This window comes from Pseudomonas hormoni, assembly GCF_018502625.1.
GTDB classification, from domain to species: domain Bacteria; phylum Pseudomonadota; class Gammaproteobacteria; order Pseudomonadales; family Pseudomonadaceae; genus Aquipseudomonas; species Aquipseudomonas hormoni.
Window position 1 is genome coordinate 3,002,413 of sequence record NZ_CP075566.1, and the last position, 24,194, is coordinate 3,026,606.

The window sequence follows — 24,194 nt, forward strand, 5'->3', positions numbered from 1 at the left end:
TACAGGGATCCGGTTCCGACAGAAAAATAAAAGCTGCAATGAGGACAACGCCATGCAAACCAAGTTACTGATCAACGGCCAACTGCTCGACGGCGAAGGCCCCGCCCAACCGGTGTTCAACCCGGCCCTCGGTCGCGTGCTGGTGGAAATCAACGAAGCCAGCGAAGCCCAGGTCGACGCCGCCGTGCGGGCCGCCGACGCCGCATTCGACAGCTGGTCGCACACCCCGCCGAAAGAGCGTTCGCTGCTCTTGCTCAAACTCGCCGACGCCATCGAAGCCCACGGCGAAGAACTGGCCAAACTCGAATCCGACAACTGCGGCAAACCCTACAGCGCTGCGCTGAACGACGAGATTCCGGCGATTGCCGACGTGTTCCGTTTCTTCGCCGGCGCCAGCCGCTGCATGAGCGGGTCCGCCGGCGGTGAATACCTGGCCGGGCACACCTCGATGATCCGCCGCGATCCGGTGGGCGTGATCGCTTCGATCGCACCGTGGAACTACCCGCTAATGATGGTCGCCTGGAAAATCGCCCCGGCCCTCGCTGCCGGTAATACCGTGGTGCTCAAGCCGTCGGAACAAACCCCGCTGACCGCGCTGCGTTTGGCGCAACTGGCGTCGGAAATCTTCCCGGCCGGCGTGCTAAACCTGGTGTTTGGTCGTGGTCCTACCGTCGGCAGCCCGCTGGTTACCCACCCGAAAGTGCGCATGGTGTCGCTGACCGGTTCGATCGCCACCGGTTCGAACATCATTTCCAGCACCGCCGACAGCGTCAAACGCATGCACATGGAACTGGGCGGCAAGGCCCCGGTGATCATCTTCGACGATGCCGACATCGACGCCGCTGTCGAAGGCATTCGCACCTTCGGTTTCTACAACGCCGGGCAGGACTGCACCGCCGCCTGCCGCATCTACGCGCAGGAAGCCATCTACGACACATTCGTCGAGAAGCTCGGCGCGGCGGTCAGCAGCATCAAGTACGGGCTGCAGGATGACCCGGCGACCGAACTCGGGCCGCTGATCACCGCGCAGCACCGTGACCGGGTGGCCGGGTTTGTCGAGCGCGCCGTGGCGCAACCGCACATCCGTTTGATCACGGGCGGCAAGACCGTCGAAGGTAACGGCTTCTTCTTCGAACCGACGGTGCTGGCCGACGCGCAGCAGGACGACGAGATCGTCCGTCGCGAGGTGTTCGGGCCGGTGGTGTCGGTGACCAAATTCACCGATGAAGCGCAGGTGCTCGGCTGGGCCAACGACTCGGACTACGGCCTGGCGTCGTCGGTGTGGACTTCGGACGTCGGTCGCGCGCATCGCCTGTCGGCCCGCTTGCAGTACGGCTGCACCTGGGTGAACACGCACTTCATGCTGGTCAGCGAAATGCCCCATGGCGGTCAGAAATTGTCCGGGTACGGGAAGGACATGTCGATGTATGGGTTGGAGGATTACACCGTTGTGCGGCATGTGATGTTCAAGCACTAACAGCTTCGCGGGCAAGCTTCGCTCCTACAGGTTTTGCGTCGTACGCAATTTTTGCGAATACCCTCCGACCTGTAGGAGCGAGGCTTGCCCGCGAAGGCCTCACCGCTAATCCAACGCCGGGCCCTACAACGTCCTCTGCCCGTTGCCGATGTCCTTGGCTTTCTCGATCCCCCACTCCATCGCCGCTTCCATGTCGAGGAAATGCAGCGCTGGATGGTCGTTTTCCTCAATGGCCGTGCCATCAGGTCGGTAGACACCTATGAACATTCCCAACGAACCGTCCCGCAGAATCTCGGCCTTGACCTTGATGCTGCATCCGTTCGACAGCGTTTCCGTGTGGAGCAAATGGCGTTCAGTCATCGTTGCGTTCCTCCGGGTAGTGAAGTCGGTTAACGCGTACCGCAGCCCTTATTTTTAGTTCAACAAAACCGCCAAAAGGCTTGATTTACGGGGGTACAAGACAGCGGCGCAATGCCACCTATACTACAAGCCACCGCCCCCTCGGGGTCTGCACTCCCAACAATAAAAAGCAGAGGTGGAACATGGTCTGGCAGCAAATCTACGATCCGTTCGGCAACCCGGTCATTTCAACCATCATGGCAGCAGTGCCGGTCGTGGTGATGCTTGCAGCCCTGGCGTTCTTTCACATCAAAGCACATCTGGCGGCATTGCTCGCCCTCGCCTCGGCCCTGGTCATCGCGATTTTCGCCTTCGGCATGCCGGCGAACATGGCGGGCTCGGCCGCCCTGTATGGCGCCGCCAACGGCTTGCTGCCGATTGGCTGGATTGTGCTCAACATCATCTTCCTGCACCGACTGACCACCGAGAACGGCTCGTTCAAAGTGCTGCAAGACTCGCTGGCGCGTATTACCGACGATCGTCGCCTGCAATTGTTGCTGATTGCCTTCTGCTTCGGCGCCTTTTTCGAAGGCGCTGCCGGTTTCGGTACGCCGGTGGCGGTGACCGGGGCGATTCTGATCGGTCTGGGTTTCTCGCCGCTGGCCGCGTCCGGCCTGGCATTGATCGCCAACACCGCGCCCGTGGCGTTCGGCGCGCTGGGTACGCCGATCATTACGCTGGCCAAGGTCACCGGCCTGGATGAAATGGAGCTGTCGATGATGGTCGGTCGGCAGTTGCCGTTTTTCTCGGTGATCGTACCGTTCTGGTTGATCTGGGCCTTCGCCGGTTGGCGCAAGATGCTGGAAATCTGGCCGGCCATCCTGGTCGCCGGCGTCAGTTTTGCCGTGCCGCAGTTCCTCGTGTCCAACTACCACGGGCCGATGCTGGTGGACGTGATCGCCGCGCTGATTTCCATGGCCTGCCTGACCGGTTTCCTCAGGGTGTGGAAACCCGCGACTGTGCACACCTCTGCCGCGCTGTCCGGGCGCGTCGACAACTCCAAAATAGCCGAGGAGCATGACGAAAAACCCGTCGCCAGCGCGACCTTCGCCAGCGACGCCAAGCCTGCTGTCATGCGCGCCTGGATGCCGTGGATCATCCTCACGGTGTTCGTTTTCGCCTGGGGCACCCAGGGCTTCAAGAACATGTTCGATACCCGCCCGGCGATTGATCCGGTCACGAACTCGGCCAAACTTGATCCCCAAGGCAAACCGCTGCGCGAAGCGAACCCGATCTTTGCTCCGGTCGTCACCTTCGGCACGATCCACCAGCAAATCGAAAAGGTTCCGCCGGTAGTGCCTGCGCCTAAAACCGAGGACGCGGTCTACAAATTCACCTGGCTGACCAGCACTGGCAGCGGCATCTTGCTGGCGGCGATCCTGGGCGGGCTGTTGATGGGCTATTCCATCCCGCAGTTGATCAAGCAATACCTGCGAACGATCTGGGTCGTGCGTTACTCGCTGATTACGATTGTTGCGATGCTCGCTCTCGGCTTCCTCACACGCTATTCGGGGCTGGACGCCACCATGGGCCTGGCCTTCGCGGCGACGGGGATTTTCTACCCGATGTTTGGCACCCTGCTCGGCTGGCTCGGCGTGGCGCTGACGGGTTCTGACACGGCGTCCAACGTGCTGTTCGGGGGGCTGCAACGGGTGACCGCCGAACAACTGGGTCTTAGTCCGGTGTTGATGGCGGCGGCCAACAGTTCCGGTGGGGTCATGGGCAAGATGGTTGACGCTCAGTCGATCGTGGTGGCCTCGACCGCCACGCGCTGGTACGGGCACGAAGGGGAAATCCTGCGTTATGTGTTCTTCCATTCCATCATTCTGGCGATTCTGGTGGGGGGGTTGGTGACGTTGCAGGCTTATGTGTCGCCGTTTACGCAGATGGTTGTGGGTGGGCATTGAGCTAAGTGGGCATATCCGGCTTTTCGGTAATGGCGGCTATTGGTTCCGCCCTTGCGGCGGGTCCTTTGGCAGAGCGCCAAGAGCTGAGTGGGCATATCCGTTTTTTCGGTAACGGCGGCTATTGGTTCCGCCCTTACGGCGGGTTACTTGGAAGAGCGCCAAGTAACCAAGCGCCTGCGCCCCTGACGTACGGTGCCTCGCTATGGCTCGCCATGCCCTCGCTCCGGTCCTGCTCCGTGGGCCCGCCGCCATCGGCCATCCATGGCCGGGGGCGGCTAACCCGGCATCCATGCCGGGTTACCCACTGCGCAGAACCTGCGCTCGGCCTTCCGACGGGGCAGATCAAGATCAAAAGCTGGATCAAAAGCCAAAGCAAAAGCAAAAGCCAGATCAACAACTGGAGCGAACTCATACCTGCTAGCGATGGACGTCCAGACACCGAAGGATGGAAGAGGAAAGGAACGGACAACCTATATCGAGAGGCCTAATGGAGGTTCTGCGCAGTGGGCACCGCGGCAGGGATGCCGCGGTAGCCGCCCCCGGCCATGGATGGCCGATGGCGGCGGGCCCACGGAGCAGGACCGGAGCGAGGGCATGCCGAGCATTAGCGAGGCACCGAACGAAAGGGGCAAAAGCGCTTGGTTACTTTGCGCTTTTCAAAGTGACCCGCCGTAAGGGCGGAACCGCCAGCAGCCATCACCAAAACAATGGATATACACCCAAACGCTTGAACACCAAGCCAAGGTAAAGAGCATCAGAGACCGCTGCCCGGGCTTTCATGAACGGAGTATCGTAAAACCACTATGAACATTCTCTACGATGAACGCGTTGATGGTGTGCTGCCGGACGTCGACAAGGCCGCCTTACTGCGGGCCCTGCAAACCCGCTTGCCGAAGCTGGAAGTGCTGCATCAGCAGGAAGAGCTGAAACCGTACGAATGCGACGGCCTCTCGGCTTATCGCACCACGCCCCTGCTGGTGGTGCTGCCACGCCACCTCGACGAGGTGCAAGGCGTGCTCCGGCTGTGTCATGAGTTACAGGTCCCGGTGGTCGCCCGTGGCGCCGGTACCGGTTTGTCCGGCGGCGCGTTGCCTCTGGAAAAAGGCGTGCTCCTGGTGATGGCACGTTTCAACAACATTTTGCACATCGACCCTGCCGCCCGCACCGCACGGGTCCAGCCCGGTGTGCGCAACCTGGCGATTTCCCAAGCCGCAGCGCCGTTCGGCCTCTACTACGCGCCGGACCCGTCTTCGCAAATTGCCTGTTCAATCGGCGGCAATGTCGCTGAAAACGCCGGCGGCGTGCATTGCCTGAAATACGGCCTGACCGTGCACAACCTGCTCAAGGTCGACATTCTGACGGTCGACGGCGAACACCTGACATTGGGCTCCGATGCCCTCGACTCACCCGGCTTCGACCTGCTGGCGCTGTTCACCGGTTCTGAAGGCATGCTCGGGGTGATCACCGAAGTCACGGTCAAACTGCTGCCCAAACCGCAGACCGCGAAGGTGCTGCTGGCGGCGTTCGATTCCGTCGAAAAGGCCGGTCGCGCAGTCGGTGACATCATCGCCGCCGGCATCATTCCCGGTGGACTGGAAATGATGGACAACCTGGCGATTCGCGCCGCCGAAGACTTTATCCACGCCGGTTATCCGGTGGACGCCGAAGCCATTCTGCTGTGCGAACTCGATGGGGTCGAAGCCGATGTCCATGACGACTGCGACCGCGTGCGCCAGGTGCTGGAAAACGCGGGCGCCACCGAAGTGCGTCAGGCCAAGGATGAAGCGGAACGCGTGCGTTTCTGGGCCGGGCGCAAGAATGCCTTCCCGGCAGTGGGTCGCCTTTCGCCCGATTACTACTGCATGGACGGCACGATCCCGCGCCGCGAGTTGCCGGGTGTGCTGCGTGCGATTGCGGCACTGTCGGCCGAGTATGACTTGCGCGTCGCCAACGTTTTCCACGCCGGTGACGGCAACATGCACCCGCTGATTCTGTTCGACGCCAATCAACCGGGCGAGCTCGACCGCGCCGAAAACCTGGGCGGCAAGATCCTCGAATTGTGCGTGAAGGTCGGCGGCAGCATTACCGGGGAGCACGGTGTGGGCCGCGAGAAAATCAATCAGATGTGCGCGCAGTTCAACAGCGATGAGCTGACCGTGTTCCATGCCGTCAAAGCCGCGTTCGATCCGAGTGGTTTGCTCAATCCGGGCAAGAACATTCCGACCTTGCACCGCTGTGCCGAGTTTGGCGCCATGCACGTGCACATGGGGCAGCTGCCCTTCCCTGAGCTGGAGCGTTTCTGATGCGCAGCGAACGGAATATCGATGACAGCGCCGTGCTGCTGGAGCAGGTCAACCAGGCACTGGAAAACGCCACGCCGCTGCGCATTCAGGGCTCCAACAGCAAGGCGTTTCTGGGACGTATCGTTGCGGGTGAAGTCCTCGACACGCGCACGCACCGTGGCATCGTCAGTTATGACCCGACCGAACTGGTGATCACCGCCCGCTGCGGCACACCCTTATCAGAACTGACCGAAGTGCTGGATGAGGCGCAACAGATGCTGCCCTGCGAACCGCCCTCCTTCGGTGACGACGCCACGGTCGGCGGGATGATCGCCTGCGGACTGTCCGGGCCACGACGGCCATGGTCAGGCTCGGTGCGCGACTTCGTCCTCGGCACGCGGGTCATCACCGGGCATGGCAAGCACCTGCGGTTCGGCGGCGAAGTGATGAAGAACGTCGCCGGCTACGACCTGTCGCGCCTGATGGCTGGCAGCTTCGGCTCCGTTGGCGTGATCACCGAAGTCTCGCTCAAGGTGCTGCCCAAACCACGGCAGTGCTTGAGCATCAGTCTGGAAATGGACAGCGAACGCGCCTTGCTGCGCCTCGCGGAATGGGGCCAGCAACCGCTGCCGATCAGCGCCGCGTGCCACGACGGAGCGCGCCTGCACCTGCGGTTGGAAGGTGGCGAAGGTTCGGTGACGGCCGCCCATGACCGGTTGGGTGGCGAGTTGTTGGACAGTGCTTACTGGACGGATCTCAACGAACAGCGGCTGAGCTTCTTCGACGAGGATCAACCGCTTTGGCGCTTGTCCGTGCCGCACAACACCCCTCGGCTGTCCCTGCCCGGCCGGCAATTGATCGACTGGGGCGGTGCCCAGCGCTGGCTCAAGTCTGACGCTGAAGCGCCGTTCATTCGCAAGGTCGTCGAAGAGGTGGGCGGCCACGTCACCTGCTATAGCCATGGCCTGATCGACAGCCCGTTCCAGCCGTTGCCTGCCGCGTTGATGCGCTATCACCGCAGCCTGAAGCAACAACTCGACCCACGGGGCATCTTCAACCCCGCACGCCTGTACGCGGAGCTTTGAATCATGCAGACCACCCTGAGCGAAACCGCCCGGCACCTGCCCCGCGCCGAAGAAGCCGAAAGCATCTTGCGCACCTGTGTGCACTGCGGATTCTGCAACGCCACGTGCCCGACTTATCAATTGCTTGGCGATGAACTCGATGGGCCACGGGGCCGAATCTACCTGATCAAACAGGTGCTGGAAGGCAACGAAGTCACGCAGAAAACCCAGCAGCATCTGGACCGTTGCCTGTCCTGCCGCAATTGCGAAACCACCTGCCCCTCCGGGGTCGATTATCACAACTTGCTCGACATCGGCCGCGCAGTGGTCGATGCCGCGGTGCCGCGTTCCATCGACCAACGCCTGTTGCGTGAAGGATTGCGCAGCGTCGTGCCCAACCCGGGACTGTTCAAGGCGCTGGTCAGCAGCGGTCAGGTGTTTCGGGCGCTGCTGCCCAACACCTTGCAGGCCAAGTTGCCTCGCCACGTTTTTCCCTCCAGGCCTCGTCCCGTCACGCGCCACGCGCGCCAGGTGCTGATGCTCGAAGGTTGCGTGCAACCGAGCCTGTCGCCGAACACCAATGCGGCGGCTGCGCGGGTGCTGGATCGCCTGGGCATCAGTGTCACCTCGTCCAGTGGGGCGGGCTGCTGCGGTGCCGTGGATTATCACCTGGACGCGCAGGCCGCCGGCCTCGACCGCGCCCGGCGCAACATCGATGCCTGGTGGCCGAGCATCGAGAACGGCGCCGAGGCCATCGTGCAAACCGCCAGTGGCTGCGGCGCCTTCATCAAGGACTATGGCCATCTGCTGGAACGCGATCCGGCCTATGCCGAGAAGGCGAAAAGGGTCAGTGCGCTGGCCAGGGACCTGGTGGAAGTGCTGAGCGACGAACCGCTGGAAACACTCGGCGTCCACAGCGACCAGCGCCTGGCCTTCCATTGCCCCTGCACCTTGCAACACGCGCAAAAACTCGGCGGCGCGGTGGAAGCAATGCTGATTCGCCTTGGTTTCAACCTCACGGCCGTACCCGACAGCCACTTGTGTTGCGGTTCGGCAGGCACCTATTCGATCACCCAACCCGAACTGTCCCGGCAACTGCGCGACAACAAACTGAACGCGCTGGAAAGCGGACATCCCGACGTCATTGTCACGGCCAATATCGGCTGTCAGTCGCACCTCGACGGTGCCGGCCGAACCCCGGTCCGGCACTGGATCGAACTGGTCGAAGCCGCGCTGCCCTCAACCATCCCCGGAGAAACTCCATGAAGAGCAAAGCCATCCTCAGCCAGGCGGAAGTCAGCCAGATCCTCGCGGCCGCACGCACCGAGGCGCAGAACAACCAATGGGCGGTGACCATCGTGGTTGTCGACGACGGCGGCCATCCGCTCGCCCTCGAACGCCTCGACGGTTGCGCGCCCATCAGCGCCTACATCGCTACCGAAAAGGCCCGCACCTCGGCGCTCGGGCGGCGTGAATCCAAAGGTTATGAAGAGATGGTGAACGGTGGGCGCTACGCGTTTTTGTCCGCACCGTTGCTAACGTCACTGGAAGGCGGCGTGCCGATCATCGTTGATGATCAGGTGGTCGGTGCGGTCGGGGTGTCCGGCGTAAAAGCCGAGCACGATGCGCAGGTGGCGAGGGTCGGCGCGCAATGCCTGCATTGATGATCCTTCCCCCGCTCCGCGTCATTAGTGTCCGGTAAAAGTCTACTGCGCAGGTCGGTTGAAAACGATGTAAAGCGGGTCAAGCCCTGACTCGACCGGGAATACCAGGATGTAGTCGTCAAACCGGTCATGCGCCTGCTCTGCATTGGTCTCAAATGCCGGCACTCGCGCGGACTGAACAAACCCCACACGACGCTGTTGGGTGGGTGTTGCATCCGGACCGGTTTCAAGGGAAATCGGCGCAGTCCAGTGGACAGCGACGGCAGAAGATCCCTCAGGAGAAAAACTGAAACTGTTCCAGTGCCGATCCTGCTTTACCGCTCTGACCCTGACACCAGAGATCGAACGACAGCCTCCGCAAGCCGTGACGTAAACCTGCAACAACGTTTTGATCTCGCGCAAACCCTGGAACATTTTGCCGGGTTTGTCGGGGACTGCCGCAGTGCTCATGCGAAAAGGTACATCGACCTCGGCCTGGTTCGCCGCCCAGTGTTGCCAATCCTGCCCTTCGATGGGCAGAAGTTCGGACAACGGCACGCTGACACCGAAAAGCTGAGTGTCTGCCCGACTGGAAAAGGCGAAGTTCAATACGGCGGCACGCTGGTTCCCTGTGTCCGGTTCGCTTGAGCTGTTCTGCCAGGAAAACTCGGCAACAGCCGAGCGTATCGCTTTAAGCAGATCCGTCTGCTGAGATGGCTGCAGCGCCGGCGAACCGCCAGTCAGTAAAAGATCGGGATGTTTATCGGCAGAATAGAGAGAAGCGCTGATCCTGTGCACCGTTTGGGTAGTACTGCGCGAATCAATCAAGCGTTGATGCGCCGCTATCAACAATGCTTCCGCTTCATCATGCAGAGTGCGATGTCGTTGGGAAACGCTTGCCAGCTGTGAGGTGTAGCGATCATGGGTGGCGTTGATCTGCTGCACAAGGCTCTGCCATTGCACTTGCTCGGATTGCGCATAAGTCAGGCTTCGCTGAGCGCCGCTTTGGACAAACGCCACTCTCATATTCCAGAACTCATACTTTCTGACGGCCATCAGTGCTTCATGCTGAGCATCTTCCAGGGTGCGCATGCCGGTTTCCTGATTGGGAATGTCCAGACGGGTGTTCTTTTGACTTTGAAGGTTTCTGATCTGTAGCTCGAAATGACCGAAAGCCTCTTCAACAACCTGTCCTGAGACAGCCACATCCGCCGCGATTTTTTCGACCTCGGCCTGGCTCCTGGCCAAAGGGGTTAGCGGCGCAACGGGTGGTTTGGCAACAGGAATGGCCTCGCCTTTGAATGCGGGCATTCCTTGTTGGTGATGCCATGTCCTGACGTGGTGGACAACGGCTTCCGGACTGTTGGTGTTCGACTTGTCCGTGGGGTAGAACAGCAAATCGGCCCCTCGGGGATGACCCACGATCCGGTCGAAATGCTTGATCAGTCGGTCATGGTCCGGTTTCGGTAGGTCAACGGCCCAGATTTTGTTGACCAGCATCTGGAATTCTGGCGCGGTGTAATCCTTGAGTGTGTTTTTAAGTTCCATCTTGGGTTCTTCCTTGTTCTTTCGCACGACGAAGACGGTGCACCTGCTCACTCTTATGAGCAGGTGCGAATCTAATACGGCAGGTCTTGGCTATTCCTGTTTGAATCCTGGTTTGTTATTGGCTGCACGCCATTCCTTTACTTCTTTCAGGATGCCTTCGGGACTGTCTTCCTGGCCTTCCTTTGGGTAGAAGATGACGTCGGAACCATCCGGGTGCTCCGTAACGACCAAAAAATGTTCAAGAAGACGATCCAGGTGAGCCTCCAAGGCTTTACCGTGAAGCCCCTCGGGAAAGATGCTAAATCCTTGCAGGAAAGCCAAAAACTCCGCTTCGGTGTAGTCCTCTAATCGCTCTTTAAAGATCATGATTTTTTCGTTCCTTGTGTAGCTGTATATGGCGCCGTGGCGTCATGACTGAAATGTTATCAATCCCGTAGACATCGCCTCCCATCGCAACTTCGAGGTCATGATGGAGTTCGAAAGTTTTGCGTCCGCCACTTTGGTCGCTAAGTTTAGGATATGGAGCCAGCCCCTCGCGCATTCGGCTTAGGTTATGGGAATTGAACTGTTTTCGTAGTTCCGCATCCATTTCTACCGCCTTCCAGAACGCTCTCCTGAATTGATGAAAATTAGCAAACTCCTTCCACCGTAACTGTTCTGCGATTTCCCATGGCACCGGTGCCCCATCTCCCCTCGCATCGTCTCCAAGCCAAACCTCCGAGACGTCGGATCCCCAACCTGTAGCAATGCCGGGGTCATCACGTCGGTCTCGGAACAGCACATCCGACGAAGGCAGTTCCATATCCCCCGGAAACCCGGGAATACTCGCACCAATCTCCCCTTCATCAACCGCCGGAAATGTCTCGTTTTGCGGAAGGACCGGGATGGCCGGGTTGCCGGGATAAACCACGGGTGGAATGAACGGGATTGGCGATGTCGTCGAACCCAGATGCTCATTGCCCGGCGGCACCAACGGTGTCCAGGTGCCAACCGGCGGAATCGGCCAAGGCACAACCGCCGGTACGATTCCCAACCACCCTTCAGCACTTTGCGGCGTTTTGATGCTGATTTTGTCGAGGTTGAATGGATCGGCCCAGAACTCCGGCCGCTCCTGATATCGCAGTTCGAACTCGCGGTTTTCACCCACCCAAGTGCTTTTCGGCGCGTACGGGGCGAAGCCTTGTTCGACTCGTTTTTTGTTCACCTCATCGAGTGGCTGAGTCAGGGCAGAGTGTTCACCGAGCGTTCGCCACAACGCCTCATCGAACGCCCCGAACGACTTGAATTCCCTGCCCCGGACCTGATCACCAATCTGACTCGGGATCGCTGCGCCGGCTGTTTGACTGGCGCCTTTCCACCAATCAGTCGTCGGCGGTTGACCGGCTCCGGTTACAACGCCAGTGCCCATGGCCGGAACGTTGAAAGACAGGTAAGTCGGTGGCAGACCAGGCACGCAGACAATGCAATCCTGGATGCGCCAATCAACACCCGTCGGGATGTCCTGAATCTGCGGCTCCGTGACGGTCAGCCGAGCCTGACTGGCAATGTCCGCCGTGGCGTCAGGGGTGAACTGCACATGCCGGGTGGGTGACCCGGGGATTTCGGCGGTATAGATGCCTGTCTGCGGGTCGAGCACGGCATTCACGACCGGGACGCGAGAGTCGATATCGCCCCCCGTCGCGGCGACAACGATCGCGGTTCCTTCCGGTGTCACTACGGGTTTAAGCCGGTATTCCACCTCCACCGAACCGCCTGCGTCAGCAGCGGCCCGCATCTCTTGAGGGTCATGAAGTTCCAGGGCTTGAGCCGGAACGGCGACGGCATCGGACAATCGAAGTCGTTGTTCAGGTGTCAACTCGCCGTTGCCCAGTTCGCTGGGATAGGCGATCCCCGCCATGAAGATTGCGGTTTGCCCTACCGTGAGCGTCGCGGCGACGGAACCCAATGCGGTGACTGCACGGGAAACGGCTATTACCAGTTTGTCGGTATCAACCCATTCACCGCCGTGACTGGGCAATACCCCGGCAGATAGCGCTGACGATGTGGCAGGTAATTGAAAGGTGTTGGCCTGCCTGACCCGTTCGAGGCGAGCGTCCTCATCAACCTGTTGCTTGAACCGAATGCGCGCGTCTCGCTGCTCGGCGTGTTGTCGATGACGTTCCCAAAGTGCCTCCCGCTCACGCCAGACGATGGTCTGCTCGGCATGGTGATTGGCCAGCACGTTGGATTTTTCGTTAAGCGCGTCGATTTGCGCTGGCAGCAGTCGGGCTTCATGAGCCGCGTTGTAAGCGCTCTCCCAGAGTTGATGGCCACCCGTCAGCGCATCGCCGAACTGCCCGAGTCGGGCCTGATAGTCGTCGGCGGTACGCGCGAGTGGATCGTGCCCGTCGAATGACCGGGCAAGTGCATTTTTGTCGTTGAGCTCCGCAGTTTTTCGGGCGATCAACCCATCGATTTCGTTCTTGTCTTTGGTGATGAGATAGAGCTGCCAGCGCTCACTCAAGTCGCCAGCATGGTGCCGTTTTGCTGCCGATATTTCGTTTTCGAGTGACGAAGCGGATTGCTCGGCTCTGGCGGCAAAACTTCGGTCAATTTCAGCTCTGGTTACGTTTTGAAGCTGGGTGAATTGTGCGAGTAATTGATTGCGCGCATAGATGCGTGCCTGCTCCCGGGCTTGCGCAGCGGCGGCCAGTGCCTGCGCAGCCTGCTCCGCCTGAGCCCGCTGGAGCTCTTCCTTGGCTCGCTTTCGGGCCTCTTTCGTGTTTTTGCTGGGACCACTGGTTACGCCGGAGGCTCCTACACGGTTGCCTCCAGAACCTCCACCACCGCCCCAGCCACCACCGCCGCCCGAAGCAGGCGGCCCGGACCTGATGACAACGTCTCCTGACGTCCCATCGTTGAATCGTTGTGCCATACAGTCTCTCCTTGTCTGTAGGGCACAGCTTGTCGATAGAGAAATGGCGAGGTGCGGTACATATGTATCGCGGGGGGTTATTTCGGAGATTGACGCTTTCTGAACCGCTGAGTCGCGAGCCTACAGAAACCCTGTTCATGCGCTTAACTGACAGGGATTCGTCAATGTCCAAGAGGAAGCGCCCCGATGACCCGTCTCACTGCGAAAGACTTCGCCCCGGAACTGCTCGAACTCTACGACTACTACGCCCACGGCAAGATCAACCGGCGCGAATTCCTGGACCGCGCGGCGTTGTTCACCCTGGGTGGTTTGACGGCCAGTGCCTTGCTTGCCGCGCTGAGTCCCAACTACGCGCTGGCCGAGCAGGTGGAGTTCACCGACCCGGACATCATCGCCGAATACATCACCTACCCCTCCCCAAAAGGCAACGGGCCGGTTCGCGGTTATCTGGTGCGCCCTGCCAAAGCCACCGGCAAGGTGGCGGCCGTGGTGGTCGTGCATGAAAATCGCGGGCTCAACCCGTACATCGAGGATGTCGCACGGCGGTTGGCCAAGGCCGGTTTCATCGCGCTCGCGCCCGATGGACTGACCTCGGTGGGCGGCTATCCCGGCAACGATGACAAAGGTCGGGAGCTGCAAGCGACCGTTGACCCTGAAAAGCTCATGAATGATTTTTTCGCCGCCATCGAGTGGCTGATGAAACACGACGCGAGCAGCGGAAAAGTCGGCATCACCGGCTTCTGCTACGGCGGTGGCGTGGTCAATGCCGCGGCGGTGGCCTATCCGGAGCTGGGCGCCGCCGTGTCCTTTTATGGCCGACAGGCAGACGCCAAGGATGTCCCTCGAATCAAGGCACCGTTGATGCTTCATTACGGTGAACTGGACACGCGTATCAACGAAGGATGGCCCGCTTACGAGCAAGCTTTAAAAGCGGCAGGCAAGACTTATGAAGCCTATATCTACCCCGGCGCCAACCACGGTTTCCATAACGACTCCACGCCTCGATACGATGACGCCGCGGCGACACTGGCCTGGGACAGGACGCTGGGGTGGTTTCGGCGTTATCTGGTTTAGCGTGAGACCGATGAGTGTCATTAGTTTTTATAGCTGCTCCCAAACCTTTACAAAGAATCGATTCCCATGAGCGACACTGATTTTTTTTCGACAGAGACTCCACCCTTCAGCATTGTTCTGGTCAATTACAAAACCATCGAAATCACCAGAATTTGCCTGGACTTGTTGCGTCAGCACCTGGGCGGCAGCAACATCCCGGTCTGGGTGGTAGATAACTATTCCGCCGATGAAAGCACCGAGTATCTGCGCACACAAGACTGGATCAACCTGATCGAGCGAACCACTCCCGGACCAGAGCACGGTCATATAGCGCATGGCAAAGCACTCGACATGGCGCTGGAACGAGTTGAAACCGACTATTTATTTCTACTGCACACGGATACGTTTATTTTCGACAAAAATGTATTTTCGATGATGTTGAACAAATGCATTAAAGACTCGAAGGTCGTCGCCGTCGGTTGTGTAGAGCAGCTCAACCGCGGCACAACGAGAACTCTCTGGCGCTTTAGCTCACGACTGGTAAAACACCATGTCAGACGCCTGAAACTGTCCCTTGGATTACGTTCAAGAGAGCCAAAGCCCTACAGGGAAGTTTATTTGAAAAGCTTCTGTACCCTATGGAACTGCAGGCTGATGAAGAAGCATGGCATGCATTTCCTGATGGATGATCGCGTACCCGGTTATACCCTTCAGGATCGAATGAACGAGTTGGGCTATGTTGTTGAACTGCTGTCGGCGCGTAAAATATTCAAATACCTCGACCATATCCAGGCCGGCACCGTCGCCGCCGCTGGCGGTTACGCAACGACACATAGACGTACGAAAATGTACAACGACATTCTTGAACGCTTGAACAACGGCGCCGGCAACGTTTCATCATCACACAACAAGTAATGGGCGCAACGCTGCCTAGAGGTATCCCCGGTCGTTATGAATAGTTTATTGGAGTGGTAATGACACCTATTACGCAGACGCTGCCCATCGCCGTTACCCCGGAGCTTGATTTCGACCAGCACGCCGCCAGCTCGTTGGGTCAGTCACTGGCCAGTTCCTACACTCAGGCCACCCCCTTTCCACATATCGTCATCGACGACTTCTTGCCTCAAGATTTGATTGCCAGTATCTGCTCGCACTTTCCCGTCGAGCCGACTACCAACGAAATGCTCTACGAACGCGGCTACAAGGGGCAGCACAAACGGCAAATCAGCCCCAACGAATGTGATCCCTATTTGAAGACGATTTTCAACGCCTTCAACTCGGCACCCATGTTGCAGTTTCTTGAAAAACTCACAGGCATCGACGGCTTGATACCCGACCCCTACTTTACTGGCGGCGGCCTGCATGAAACGAAAAAAGGCGGTTTTCTGGGGGTACATTCGGATTTCAGGCTCAACAAAAAGCTGAATATCGAGCGCAGACTGAATGCCATTATTTACTTGAACAAGGATTGGCAGGAGGCGTATGGCGGCAACCTGGAACTATGGGATGTCGAGATGAAAACCTGCCTTAAAAAAGTCCTGCCTGTTTACAACCGCTGCGTCATTTTCAACACGGACAAAGACAGCAACCACGGCCACCCGGAGCCTTTAACGACGCCGGACCACGTTACGCGCCGGTCCATCGCGCTTTACTATTACACCGCGGCCACCGTGGTGGCCGACCCCACGCAAAGAAACAAGACGCACTACAAGCCAAGGCCCAAGGATCGTTTGAGCCTCAAGTACTACCTCAACAAACTCATCAGGAAAAAGAACTGACAACCGCTGTTCTACCCCACCACATCAATCAACTGCTCGCGCTGCGCCCCCGTGAGCATCGGACCGAACCCCGCACCGGCATTCTCCGTCATGTAGCGCGGGTTGCCGGTGCCGGGGATGACGCAGGTCACCGCCGAATGCGTCAGCAAAAACTTGAGCGCCAGTTGTGGCCAACTGGTGACGCCCACTTGCGCGGCCCAGCCCGGTAGCGGCTTGCCCTTCAAGCGAGCGAGCAAGTCACCGCCGCCAAACGGCCGATTACAGATCACCGCGACACCGCGTTCGCGACACAGCGGCAGGATGCGTTTCTCGACACCGCGATCGTCCAGCGCATAGTTGATCTGCAAAAAATCCAGTGGCTCGGCTTTCAGCACCGCTTCCACTTCGTCATACGCCGACGCGGTGTAATGGGTGATGCCGATGTAGCGAATGCGCCCTTCTTCCTTCCATTTGCGCAACGTTGGCAAATGGGTTTTCCAGTCCAGCAGGTTGTGAATCTGCATCAGGTCGATCCGGTCGGTCTGCAGCAGTTTGAACGACTGCTCCATCTGCGCGATGCCTTCTTCGCGGCCACGGGTCCACACCTTGGTCGCCAGAAACGCCGGTGAGCGCGGCTTGTGGATCGACAATAGTTCGCCGGTGGTCTGCTCGGCGCGGCCATACATGGGCGAGCTGTCGATCACCGTCCCGCCCTTTTCGAACAGCGCGCTGAGGACGGAGGGCAGGTTCTTGTAGGCCGGATCGGCAGGCGCGACATCAAAACCGCGATAGGTGCCCACGCCGACAATGGGCAGTGGCTCGTTGCTGGAAGGTATGGCGCGGGTCAGCATGTTCTTGCCTCCTGTTTCCTTCGACGGCGCGGTGGCTGCAAAGGCCGGATCGAAAGTGAGCACCGCCGTGGCACCGGCAGCCAGCGTGAGTATTTGTCGACGCGTGTATCCATCAGTGTGGCTCATGGTTTCGTCCTTTCACTTCTTTACTGTCTGCCTGTTGCGCGGTCAGCCACACTCATGACCCGCCTTACAGTCCGGTAAACGGCACGATCACCGGCGCCACCAGGCTCCTGCTGGCTACAACAGAATAGCTGTCGGCGACAATTCGTCCCGGCTTGGAATACAACAAGGTTGTAAGGGCTGGTATGCAGCAACGATCGGTTGGGTGAATATCCGTTACTTCGGTGAAGGCAGCTATTGGTTCCGCCCTTACGGCGGGTTACTTGGAGAGGCGCCAAGTAACCAAGCGCTTTTGCCCCTTTCGTTCGGTGCCTCGCTGTGGCTCGCCATGCCCTCCTTCCGGTCCTGCTCCGTGGGCCCGCCGCCACAGCACCGCGAGGCGGCTTACCGGCCGGCCTGGCTCTTCAAGCGTTTCGCATTCCCCTGTGGGAGCTGGCTTGCCAGCGATGGTCGTTAACGATGATGCGTGCTGTCTGAATGAATGCGGTGTCTGGGCGTCCATCGCTGGCAAGCCAGCTCCCACAGGGATTGTGGCGGGCATGACATGGGTGTTCACCACCGATGACCTGACGGAATCAGGTCGGCTATCAGGCCGCCTCGCTTTGGCTTTTGATCTTGATCTGCCCCGTCGGAAGGCCGAGCGCAGGTTCTGCGCAGTGGGCAACCCGGCATGGATGCCGGGTTAGCCGCCCCCGGCCATGGATGGCCGATGGCGGCGGGCCCACGGAGCAGGACCGGAGCGAGGGAACCCTGAGCTTAAGCGAAGGGCCGTACGTCAGGGGCAAAGCCTTTTGGTTCCTTTTCGGCGTTTGGAAAAGGGACTCGCCGTAAGGGCGAAACCATAAGTCGCCGTTACCGCAGCAACGGATATGTACACCATCAAAAATCCCGGTCGGCTATCAGGCCGCCATCGCTGGCAAGCCAGCTCCCACAAGGGTCCCGAGAACTATCGCAAATCCAGGCCGCGAACACTTTCTCAAGTGAACAGCATTAACCACCAGGACAGCCGCACTCCGCTGTCGTTCAACTACACTCTGACAGCGATCAAGCCGTCGCGGTCGTCACGCCCAGAGCAGTCAATGCCACCCACTAACGCCAACCGAATGTCCCGCACCCTGATGTATATCGTCGTCATCGTTGCCGCGCTGTACCTGGCGCTGTGTGTCGCGCTGTTCATGTTCCAGCGCGCCCTGATCTACTTCCCGCAACCCGCCGCGCTCAGCACGCCCGAAACGCTGCTCACGCTGACAGTGGCAGACGCACAGCTGCAGGTCACCGTCAGACCGCACGCCGGGCCCAATGCATTGGTTTATTTTGGTGGCAACGCCGAGGACGTTTCGCGAAACCTGCCGGAATTCTCCCAGGCGTTCCCCGACCACGCCCTCTATTTGCTGCACTACCGGGGTTTTGGCGGCAGCACCGGGTCGCCTTCCGAGGAGGCGATTTCACGCGATGCCATGACCTTGTTCGACAAGGTCTACGACACCCACCCGCACATTGCAGTGGTGGGTCGCAGCCTCGGTTCGGGCGTCGCCGTGCGCCTCGCGAGCCAGCGTCCGGCCGCGCGGTTGATCCTGATCACGCCCTACAACAGCCTTGAGGATCTCGCCATCCGCCAGTACCCGATTTTCCCGGTGAAATGGCTGCTGCAGGACAAGTTCGAATCGTGGAAATACGCCGCGCATATCTCGATACCGACGCTGATGCTGGCGGCCGAACAGGACGAAGTCATCCCGCGCTCAAGCACGGAAAAGCTCTACGAACATTTCGCCAAAGGTGTGGCCACCCTGAAAGTAATTCCGGGCGTGGGGCACAATTCGATCTCCGACAGCCCCGAGTACTTGAAGCTGCTGGAGAACGGGTTGTAAGCCTCGAGATCATTTGCGCGCCAGCTTAAAACGCACGCAATCTTCGTAGAAACTCTGCCGCAGCGCCGCGGGCTTTATCCGCGAAGGGCTGTCGTAGGTTTGCTCAGTGATACCCATCGCCGTCATGCGCATCCATGGCTTGGTGAACTTGTAGGTCTGTAATTTCTGCCGGGCGGCGTACAGCGAAACGCCCGCCAGTTTGAGTTCCTGGGCTCTTGCTGCGGTGCCCGCGCCCCAGCTGCACATGTACCGGTCATTGCTTTGAAGCTCTTTGGCCTGGGTCGAGACGGCGACGCCTGCCAGGCCCAACGAAATCAGTGCGATCCATACATTGCGCATTTAAAGCCAGCCCTAACCACCTGAAATTAAAGTGATTCTGTCTGTAACTTTCGGGCTTCGGGGCCAGCAAAATGCCTTGATTCAAACCGCCTCAGTTTCCCGAGACCAGTTTGAGGCCGATAACGCCGCCCAGGATGACAACAATGCACAACACCCGCAGCAGTGTGGTGGAGTCGCCCAACACCGCCATCCCCAAAATGGCGGTGCCGGCCGCGCCAATCCCGGTCCACACCGCATAGGCAGTGCCCACCGGCAGGGTTCGCAGCGACAGTGAAAGCAAAAACACACTCGACAGGCCGGTCGCGGCCGCCAGCAGTCCGGGGGTCAATCGGGTAAATCCGTCTGAGCCCTTCATGAAGAAGGCGAAGGCGATTTCGAGAATGCCTGCGATGCCAAGCAGTGACCAAGCCATGATAGGGGTTCCATTGGTTGACCCGCCGAGCGTGACTGCCCGGCGGGTTCTACTGATTCAAGGGGAGGTTCAGGCGTTGTTGGCAGCGGCGGGTTTCGCACGGAATGTCACGCCGAACCGGTTGAAGGCGTTCATCAGGCCGATCGCATAGGTCAGGTCCGCCAGCTCCTTGTCGCTGAATTCGGCAGCGGCGGCGGCATAGTCGGCATCGGGAACGCCTGTTTCCGCCACGCGGGTCACCGATTCAGCCCAGCTCAGCGCGACACGTTCGCGGGCAGTGAAAACGCCACCGGCGTCACGCCATACCGGCACCAGGACCAGTTTTTCCACGCTGACGCCGAGCTTGATCAGATCGCGGGAATGCATGTCGATGCAAAAGGCGCAGCCGTTGATTTGTGATACCCGCAGGTAGACCAGGTCGATCAGTTCGTGGGAAAGACCGCTGTTCTGCAGGTAGACATAAACCCCGCCGAAAGCCTTGTAACCTTCAGGTGAAGCCTTGGCGTAGTCGAGACGATTGCTCATGATGAGTCCTTGTGTTGGCTGGTTGAGAGACGCCATCGTGTCGCTTCTTGGCCTTGTTGATAAGGTCCATGATCGGCCTTGAGTGTTGGGCCATGATCCAGCAAACATGGCCCAGTCATTAACCCGATTCATGGACCTTTGGCATGGGTCATGGGCTTCATAGAATGATTCCCCTCTCACACTGCAAACCGGGTGAATCATGAAAATCCTCCACGTGACCTGCAGCCCTCGCGGCGAAGCGTCAGAAAGTTATCGACTGTCGAAAAACATCATTGGTTTTCTGCTGAAGGCCCATCCAGCTGCAACTGTGATCAATCGGGTGGTGGGCGGTGACGTGCTATCCGCTATCGATGAGCCTTACGCGATATCCCAACAGGCGTCCGCCGACGTCACTGAGGCAGGCTCGATCGCCCGATCAGACGCACTGATCGAGGAATTGCAACAGGCCGATGTGCTGGTGATCGGGACGCCGATGCATAACTTCACCGTGCCCTCGACGCTGAAGCTCTGGATTGATCATGTCGCTCGCGTCCGGCGCACCTTCAATGTCGGTGCGCAAGGCAAAACCAGCCTGCTGCAGGATCGTCCGGTGTATGTTGCGGTGTCCTCGGGCGGCAGATTTTCCGGGGTGACGCCGCGTCAACCGGATTTTCTGACGCCCTACCTCAAAGCCGTGCTGGGTATGATCGGACTGCACGACGTGAATTTTTTCTCTGTAGAGGGGACCGCCATGGGGCCGGATGCCGTTGCCGCCGCGAGGCACAAGACCGGTCAGGCACTACAGGACCATTTCTCTGCGTACCCGTCGGTTGAGGCTGATGACCCTTCAAATCAAACACTTCTCACCCCTTGATCCGGCTTCCACGGAGCCGATCTACCGGCAAATCTACTGGCGCTTTCGCGGTGCGATCAGCGACGGACTGCTGGCACCCGGGGACCGGATTCCGGCGGCCCGGGCGCTGGCGAAAGAACTTGGCCTGGCGCGCGGCACCATCGACACCGCGTATTCACTCCTGACCGCGGAAGGTTATTTGCTGTCGCGGGGTCAGGCCGGCACCGTGGTGGCCCCGGGGATCAGTGTCAGAAAGCCTTCCGCGCCCATGGAACAACCCTTCAACGCTGCCGCCAGCAGCTCGATCAGGCACAAGGCACCGGTGCTGCCCTTTCAAATGGCGCTGCCCGCACTGGACGCCTTTCCGAGAAAAATCTGGTCGCAGATCGGAGCCCGATGCGTGCGCGCCACGCGCATTCCGGACATGGCCAATCCGTCGGTATTGGGGCTGGATTCGTTGCGTACCGCGATTGCCACTTACCTGCAGGTCGCACGGGGAATTACCTGCTCGCCCGCGCAAGTGTTCATCACCTCGGGCTACCGCAACACACTCGCGCTGATCGCGCACGCACTGCTCAAACCAGGGGACCGTGTGCTCGTCGAAGACCCCGGCTACCTGCCCACCCGACAGTTGCTGGCGCACCTTCAGATCGAAGTGGCCCCGGTGCCGGTCGATCAGGACGGCATGCAGGTCGCACAAGGGGTGAACAGCGCGATGGATGCGCGGGCAGCGGTCGTCACACCGGCGCATCAAAGCCCTCTGTGCGTGTCGCTATCGTTGACGCGAAGGCTGGAATTGCTTGAGTGGGCGGCCCGACAACAGGCCTGGATTGTCGAGGACGATTACGACGGCGAGTACCGCTACGTCAGCCGGCCGTTGCCCGCGCTGAAAAGCCTGGACCGCGATGGCCGGGTGCTCTACGCCGGCACGTTCAGCAAGGTGTTGTTTCCGGGCATCCGCCTTTCGTACCTGGTGGTGCCGCCGGCGCAGGTCGAACGCTTCGAACACGTCAGTGAAACCTTCCTCGGCGGCTGCCCGGAGCTGACGCAAGCCATCGTCGCCACGTTCCTGACCGAGGGTCATTTCGCTCGCCATATCCAGCGCATGCGCAAACTCTATGGCGAACGCCGGGAAGCCACCGCACGCGGATTGAAGAAAGCCCTGGGCGATCGCATCCGCATCGACCCACAGCCCGGTGGCATGCACCTGATCCTGCGATTGACGGCACCACAGTCTGACCGCGCGCTGGTCGAGCGCCTGCTGGCGGCCGGCATCTACGCCGAGGCGCTGACCGACTGGCGTGTCCGTGGCGAGACCGATGCCGCGCTGCTGCTCGGGTTTGCCAATATCGATTCGGAAGATACTGCTGAACAGTTGGGGAAACGGATTCTGGCGTTGATGTGAGGGCGGTGACGGGATCATGGCCCAATCAGACAGCCCGATCTTGGACCTGTCTGCCCCCGCCGGGGCACCGCATCATGGGCGTTTACCCTCACCGGAAGAAAACCGATGCCCACACCTCCTCCACTTCGCAGCATTGCCGTGTTCTCTGGCTCCAACTACGGCTTCAACCCCGACTACATGGCAGGTGCCCAGGCCTTGGGTCTCGAGATCGCCAAACGCGGCATACGACTGGTCTACGGCGGCACCGACAAGGGTTTGATGAGCGTCATGGCCGACACCGTGCTCGCCGAGGGCGGTGAAGTGGTAGGCATCATCACTCGCCTGCTGTTCGACCTCGGGCATCTTCACCGCGGCCTGACCCGCCACGAAGTGACGCCAGACATGCGCAGCCGCAAGACGCGCATGAGTGAATCGGCGGACGCGTTCATCGCACTGCCCGGCGGGCTGGGAACGTTTGAAGAGTTGTTTGAGGCAGCAACCCTGACTCAACTGGGCGAACACCACAAAGGCATTGCCTGCCTGAACATCGGCGATTTTTTCAACCCGGTGCGCACCCTGCTCGACCATGCGGTGAAAGAAGGCTTCATGAAAACCGAGCACAGCCAGATGCTGATTCTCGACAACGACCCGGCGGCACTGATCGACTCGCTTGAGCAGTGGCAAGCGCCGACCGTCACCAAATGGATCGGGCCTGCGGCTTGAAAATGCGCGGCTAGCTGTTTACCCGGTTACGCCCATCGCGCTTGGCCTGGTAGAGCGCGTCATCGGCGCGGGTCACCAGGCTGTCCAGACTCTCACCGGATTGCGCGAAGGCCACACCGAAGGACGCCGTGATCGTATCGAGCACCTTGCCGTCGACACGCGCCTTGATCCGCAATGACTGGATTTTCACTCGCAGTTGTTCGGCAAACACCCCGGCACCCGCCAGGTCGGCGCAGTGTTCCAGAATGACGCAGAACTCTTCGCCACCGTAGCGCGCCGCCGTGGCGTGGGGTGGCAGCGAACTGCGCAGCACTTGCCCGACATGTTGCAGGACGCGGTCACCCAACGGGTGGCCGTACTGGTCATTGAATTGCTTGAAGTGATCGATATCCAGCATGACCAGCGCCACGCCCTGGTCAGTATTGCTCAGCGCCTGCTCCAGCAAACGGGTGAAGGCCGTCCGGTTGAGCAGCTCGGTCAGGCCATCGAGTGTCGCCGCCAGTTGTGCCCGTTCAAGTTTGCTGCGCAGGCTTTTGATCTCGCTCTGGGCCGAGTGCAACTGGGAGAGGAAGCGTTCCTGCTGGTTCTGCATGAGCTGGGTGCTCTGTTGCAGCTCGCTCAAAATATCCGGCAAACGCTCGTTGGCAGGCAACTCGAGCATCTCCAGGCAACGTCCCAGACTGTTTTGAAAGTTGAGATTGCCCTCGACGCTGCGCGAAACGTCGCGCTGCATGTCATCCACCAGATTGATTGCCTGTTGCTGCCCGGCGCGGGCCTCCGCCAGCTCGTCGCGAATGATGTAGTCGCGAAACAGCCGGGTGGCGGATTCCGGCGGGAAACAATCGAAGTCTTTGACCACCCGGTCCAGGTGTCGATTGAGCTCGGGGTCCAGGCCTTTGCTGTAGGTGTACCAGAGCGCGTAATGCACGGGATTGGGCGGGATGTTGTGACGAACCATCAGCGGGATGGCTTGTTTGAGCAGCGCCGCAGCCTCGCGGGAATCTTCCGGATACAGCGCCAGGGCAGTCGCACGCGTCTCTATTTGGCTCATGACATCACTGTGGTTGTTAATGATTGGCAAATACAAAACGTT

The 24,194-nt window shown here is 59.7% G+C and carries 22 protein-coding genes; 13 read left to right on the plus strand and 9 right to left on the minus strand.

The genetic code is table 11. The annotated features are described in order from the left end of the window. Positions 1-52: 52 nt before the first annotated feature. Complete coding sequence (locus KJF94_RS13860) at positions 53-1,477, plus strand: gamma-aminobutyraldehyde dehydrogenase (RefSeq protein WP_214384268.1); 1,425 nt, start codon at positions 53-55, stop codon at positions 1,475-1,477. A gap of 123 nt (positions 1,478-1,600) precedes the next feature. Here the strand turns inward: KJF94_RS13860 and KJF94_RS13865 are convergent, their stop codons facing one another. Continuing rightward, positions 1,601-1,837 (minus strand): hypothetical protein, encoded by a 237-nt coding sequence (locus KJF94_RS13865; RefSeq protein ID WP_214384270.1) that lies wholly within the window; start codon positions 1,835-1,837, stop codon positions 1,601-1,603. Positions 1,838-2,019: 182 nt separating this feature from the next. Here KJF94_RS13865 and KJF94_RS13870 point away from each other — a divergent pair, with 182 nt between their 5' ends. The 5 genes from KJF94_RS13870 (at position 2,020) to KJF94_RS13890 (ending at position 8,793) form a co-directional block, all read left to right on the plus strand. Beyond that, a complete protein-coding gene (locus tag KJF94_RS13870; protein WP_214384272.1) occupies positions 2,020-3,783 on the plus strand; it encodes an L-lactate permease in 1,764 nt (587 codons plus the stop codon). 803 nt (positions 3,784-4,586) lie between these two features. Continuing rightward, positions 4,587-6,086 carry a glycolate oxidase subunit GlcD gene (gene glcD / locus KJF94_RS13875; RefSeq protein WP_214384274.1) on the plus strand — a complete coding sequence of 500 codons (1,500 nt, stop codon included), beginning with the start codon at positions 4,587-4,589 and terminating at the stop codon, positions 6,084-6,086. Then, on the plus strand, positions 6,086-7,150 hold the full coding sequence (gene glcE / locus KJF94_RS13880) for a glycolate oxidase subunit GlcE (RefSeq protein WP_214384276.1): 1,065 nt from the start codon (positions 6,086-6,088) through the stop codon (positions 7,148-7,150). Before glcD ends, glcE begins: the two co-directional genes overlap by 1 nt. Positions 7,151-7,153: 3 nt before the next feature. Beyond that, complete coding sequence (gene glcF / locus KJF94_RS13885) at positions 7,154-8,395, plus strand: glycolate oxidase subunit GlcF (RefSeq protein WP_214384278.1); 1,242 nt, start codon at positions 7,154-7,156, stop codon at positions 8,393-8,395. After that, positions 8,392-8,793 carry a heme-binding protein gene (locus tag KJF94_RS13890; RefSeq protein WP_214384280.1) on the plus strand — a complete coding sequence of 134 codons (402 nt, stop codon included), beginning with the start codon at positions 8,392-8,394 and terminating at the stop codon, positions 8,791-8,793. Before glcF ends, KJF94_RS13890 begins: the two co-directional genes overlap by 4 nt. A 42-nt stretch (positions 8,794-8,835) precedes the next feature. Here KJF94_RS13890 and KJF94_RS13895 read toward each other — a convergent pair whose 3' ends face one another. From KJF94_RS13895 to KJF94_RS13905, 3 genes are all read right to left on the minus strand, one after another. Beyond that, positions 8,836-10,320 carry a bacteriocin immunity protein gene (locus KJF94_RS13895; RefSeq protein WP_214384282.1) on the minus strand — a complete coding sequence of 495 codons (1,485 nt, stop codon included), beginning with the start codon at positions 10,318-10,320 and terminating at the stop codon, positions 8,836-8,838. 90 nt (positions 10,321-10,410) lie between these two features. Continuing rightward, positions 10,411-10,686, minus strand: coding sequence for a bacteriocin immunity protein (locus KJF94_RS13900; protein WP_214384283.1), 276 nt, complete (start codon positions 10,684-10,686; stop codon positions 10,411-10,413). After that, positions 10,676-13,234, minus strand: coding sequence for an S-type pyocin domain-containing protein (locus KJF94_RS13905; RefSeq protein ID WP_214384285.1), 2,559 nt, complete (start codon positions 13,232-13,234; stop codon positions 10,676-10,678). Before KJF94_RS13905 ends, KJF94_RS13900 begins: the two co-directional genes overlap by 11 nt. A gap of 186 nt (positions 13,235-13,420) precedes the next feature. On the opposite strand from KJF94_RS13905, the gene yghX reads away from it, so the two are divergent. From yghX to KJF94_RS13920, 3 genes are all read left to right on the plus strand, one after another. Next, positions 13,421-14,308, plus strand: a complete 888-nt coding sequence (yghX, locus tag KJF94_RS13910; protein ID WP_214384287.1) for a YghX family hydrolase — start codon at positions 13,421-13,423, stop codon at positions 14,306-14,308. Positions 14,309-14,374: 66 nt separating this feature from the next. After that, positions 14,375-15,202 carry a glycosyltransferase gene (locus KJF94_RS13915; RefSeq protein WP_214384289.1) on the plus strand — a complete coding sequence of 276 codons (828 nt, stop codon included), beginning with the start codon at positions 14,375-14,377 and terminating at the stop codon, positions 15,200-15,202. Positions 15,203-15,261: 59 nt separating this feature from the next. Then, entirely contained in the window at positions 15,262-16,065 is an 804-nt protein-coding gene (locus KJF94_RS13920) for a 2OG-Fe(II) oxygenase (protein ID WP_214384291.1), read from the plus strand. Positions 16,066-16,076: 11 nt separating this feature from the next. Here KJF94_RS13920 and KJF94_RS13925 read toward each other — a convergent pair whose 3' ends face one another. Next, positions 16,077-17,021: an aldo/keto reductase gene (locus KJF94_RS13925; protein ID WP_214384293.1), complete on the minus strand. Its 945-nt coding sequence runs from the start codon at positions 17,019-17,021 to the stop codon at positions 16,077-16,079. 1,076 nt (positions 17,022-18,097) lie between these two features. Here KJF94_RS13925 and KJF94_RS13930 point away from each other — a divergent pair. Continuing rightward, positions 18,098-18,886, plus strand: coding sequence for an alpha/beta hydrolase (locus KJF94_RS13930; RefSeq protein ID WP_214384295.1), 789 nt, complete (start codon positions 18,098-18,100; stop codon positions 18,884-18,886). A 9-nt stretch (positions 18,887-18,895) separates the two neighbouring features. Here the strand turns inward: KJF94_RS13930 and KJF94_RS13935 are convergent, their stop codons facing one another. The 3 genes from KJF94_RS13935 to KJF94_RS13945 form a co-directional block, all read right to left on the minus strand. Continuing rightward, positions 18,896-19,225 (minus strand): hypothetical protein, encoded by a 330-nt coding sequence (locus KJF94_RS13935; RefSeq protein ID WP_214384297.1) that lies wholly within the window; start codon positions 19,223-19,225, stop codon positions 18,896-18,898. A gap of 91 nt (positions 19,226-19,316) precedes the next feature. Then, positions 19,317-19,637, minus strand: coding sequence for a DMT family transporter (locus KJF94_RS13940; protein WP_214384298.1), 321 nt, complete (start codon positions 19,635-19,637; stop codon positions 19,317-19,319). Between the two features lie 69 nt (positions 19,638-19,706). Then, positions 19,707-20,162, minus strand: a complete 456-nt coding sequence (locus tag KJF94_RS13945; RefSeq protein WP_214384300.1) for a carboxymuconolactone decarboxylase family protein — start codon at positions 20,160-20,162, stop codon at positions 19,707-19,709. A gap of 199 nt (positions 20,163-20,361) precedes the next feature. On the opposite strand from KJF94_RS13945, the gene KJF94_RS13950 reads away from it, so the two are divergent. The 3 genes from KJF94_RS13950 (at position 20,362) to KJF94_RS13960 (ending at position 23,101) form a co-directional block, all read left to right on the plus strand. After that, entirely contained in the window at positions 20,362-21,015 is a 654-nt protein-coding gene (locus KJF94_RS13950; protein ID WP_214384302.1) for an FMN-dependent NADH-azoreductase, read from the plus strand. Continuing rightward, the gene (pdxR, locus tag KJF94_RS13955) at positions 20,981-22,399 is read left to right on the plus strand and encodes a MocR-like pyridoxine biosynthesis transcription factor PdxR (protein ID WP_214384304.1); all 1,419 of its coding nucleotides are present in this window, start codon (positions 20,981-20,983) and stop codon (positions 22,397-22,399) included. Before KJF94_RS13950 ends, pdxR begins: the two co-directional genes overlap by 35 nt. Before the next feature lie 105 nt (positions 22,400-22,504). Beyond that, on the plus strand, positions 22,505-23,101 hold the full coding sequence (locus KJF94_RS13960) for an LOG family protein (RefSeq protein WP_214384306.1): 597 nt from the start codon (positions 22,505-22,507) through the stop codon (positions 23,099-23,101). A gap of 10 nt (positions 23,102-23,111) precedes the next feature. Here KJF94_RS13960 and KJF94_RS13965 read toward each other — a convergent pair whose 3' ends face one another. Continuing rightward, a complete protein-coding gene (locus tag KJF94_RS13965) occupies positions 23,112-24,152 on the minus strand; it encodes a GGDEF domain-containing protein (protein WP_250548281.1) in 1,041 nt (346 codons plus the stop codon). Positions 24,153-24,194 lie beyond the last annotated feature (42 nt).

Bases quoted from the DNA above. Each gene is read 5' to 3' on its own strand.
- KJF94_RS13860 (WP_214384268.1), top strand. From the start codon at position 53: ATGCAAACCAAGTTACTGATCAACGGCCAACTGCTCGACGGCGAAGGC.
- KJF94_RS13865 (WP_214384270.1), bottom strand. From the start codon at position 1,837: ATGACTGAACGCCATTTGCTCCACACGGAAACGCTGTCGAACGGATGC.
- KJF94_RS13870 (WP_214384272.1), top strand. From the start codon at position 2,020: ATGGTCTGGCAGCAAATCTACGATCCGTTCGGCAACCCGGTCATTTCA.
- glcD (WP_214384274.1), top strand. From the start codon at position 4,587: ATGAACATTCTCTACGATGAACGCGTTGATGGTGTGCTGCCGGACGTC.
- glcE (WP_214384276.1), top strand. From the start codon at position 6,086: ATGCGCAGCGAACGGAATATCGATGACAGCGCCGTGCTGCTGGAGCAG.
- glcF (WP_214384278.1), top strand. From the start codon at position 7,154: ATGCAGACCACCCTGAGCGAAACCGCCCGGCACCTGCCCCGCGCCGAA.
- KJF94_RS13890 (WP_214384280.1), top strand. From the start codon at position 8,392: ATGAAGAGCAAAGCCATCCTCAGCCAGGCGGAAGTCAGCCAGATCCTC.
- KJF94_RS13895 (WP_214384282.1), bottom strand. From the start codon at position 10,320: ATGGAACTTAAAAACACACTCAAGGATTACACCGCGCCAGAATTCCAG.
- KJF94_RS13900 (WP_214384283.1), bottom strand. From the start codon at position 10,686: ATGATCTTTAAAGAGCGATTAGAGGACTACACCGAAGCGGAGTTTTTG.
- KJF94_RS13905 (WP_214384285.1), bottom strand. From the start codon at position 13,234: ATGGCACAACGATTCAACGATGGGACGTCAGGAGACGTTGTCATCAGG.
- yghX (WP_214384287.1), top strand. From the start codon at position 13,421: ATGACCCGTCTCACTGCGAAAGACTTCGCCCCGGAACTGCTCGAACTC.
- KJF94_RS13915 (WP_214384289.1), top strand. From the start codon at position 14,375: ATGAGCGACACTGATTTTTTTTCGACAGAGACTCCACCCTTCAGCATT.
- KJF94_RS13920 (WP_214384291.1), top strand. From the start codon at position 15,262: ATGACACCTATTACGCAGACGCTGCCCATCGCCGTTACCCCGGAGCTT.
- KJF94_RS13925 (WP_214384293.1), bottom strand. From the start codon at position 17,021: ATGAGCCACACTGATGGATACACGCGTCGACAAATACTCACGCTGGCT.
- KJF94_RS13930 (WP_214384295.1), top strand. From the start codon at position 18,098: ATGCCACCCACTAACGCCAACCGAATGTCCCGCACCCTGATGTATATC.
- KJF94_RS13935 (WP_214384297.1), bottom strand. From the start codon at position 19,225: ATGCGCAATGTATGGATCGCACTGATTTCGTTGGGCCTGGCAGGCGTC.
- KJF94_RS13940 (WP_214384298.1), bottom strand. From the start codon at position 19,637: ATGGCTTGGTCACTGCTTGGCATCGCAGGCATTCTCGAAATCGCCTTC.
- KJF94_RS13945 (WP_214384300.1), bottom strand. From the start codon at position 20,162: ATGAGCAATCGTCTCGACTACGCCAAGGCTTCACCTGAAGGTTACAAG.
- KJF94_RS13950 (WP_214384302.1), top strand. From the start codon at position 20,362: ATGAAAATCCTCCACGTGACCTGCAGCCCTCGCGGCGAAGCGTCAGAA.
- pdxR (WP_214384304.1), top strand. From the start codon at position 20,981: ATGACCCTTCAAATCAAACACTTCTCACCCCTTGATCCGGCTTCCACG.
- KJF94_RS13960 (WP_214384306.1), top strand. From the start codon at position 22,505: ATGCCCACACCTCCTCCACTTCGCAGCATTGCCGTGTTCTCTGGCTCC.
- KJF94_RS13965 (WP_250548281.1), bottom strand. From the start codon at position 24,152: ATGAGCCAAATAGAGACGCGTGCGACTGCCCTGGCGCTGTATCCGGAA.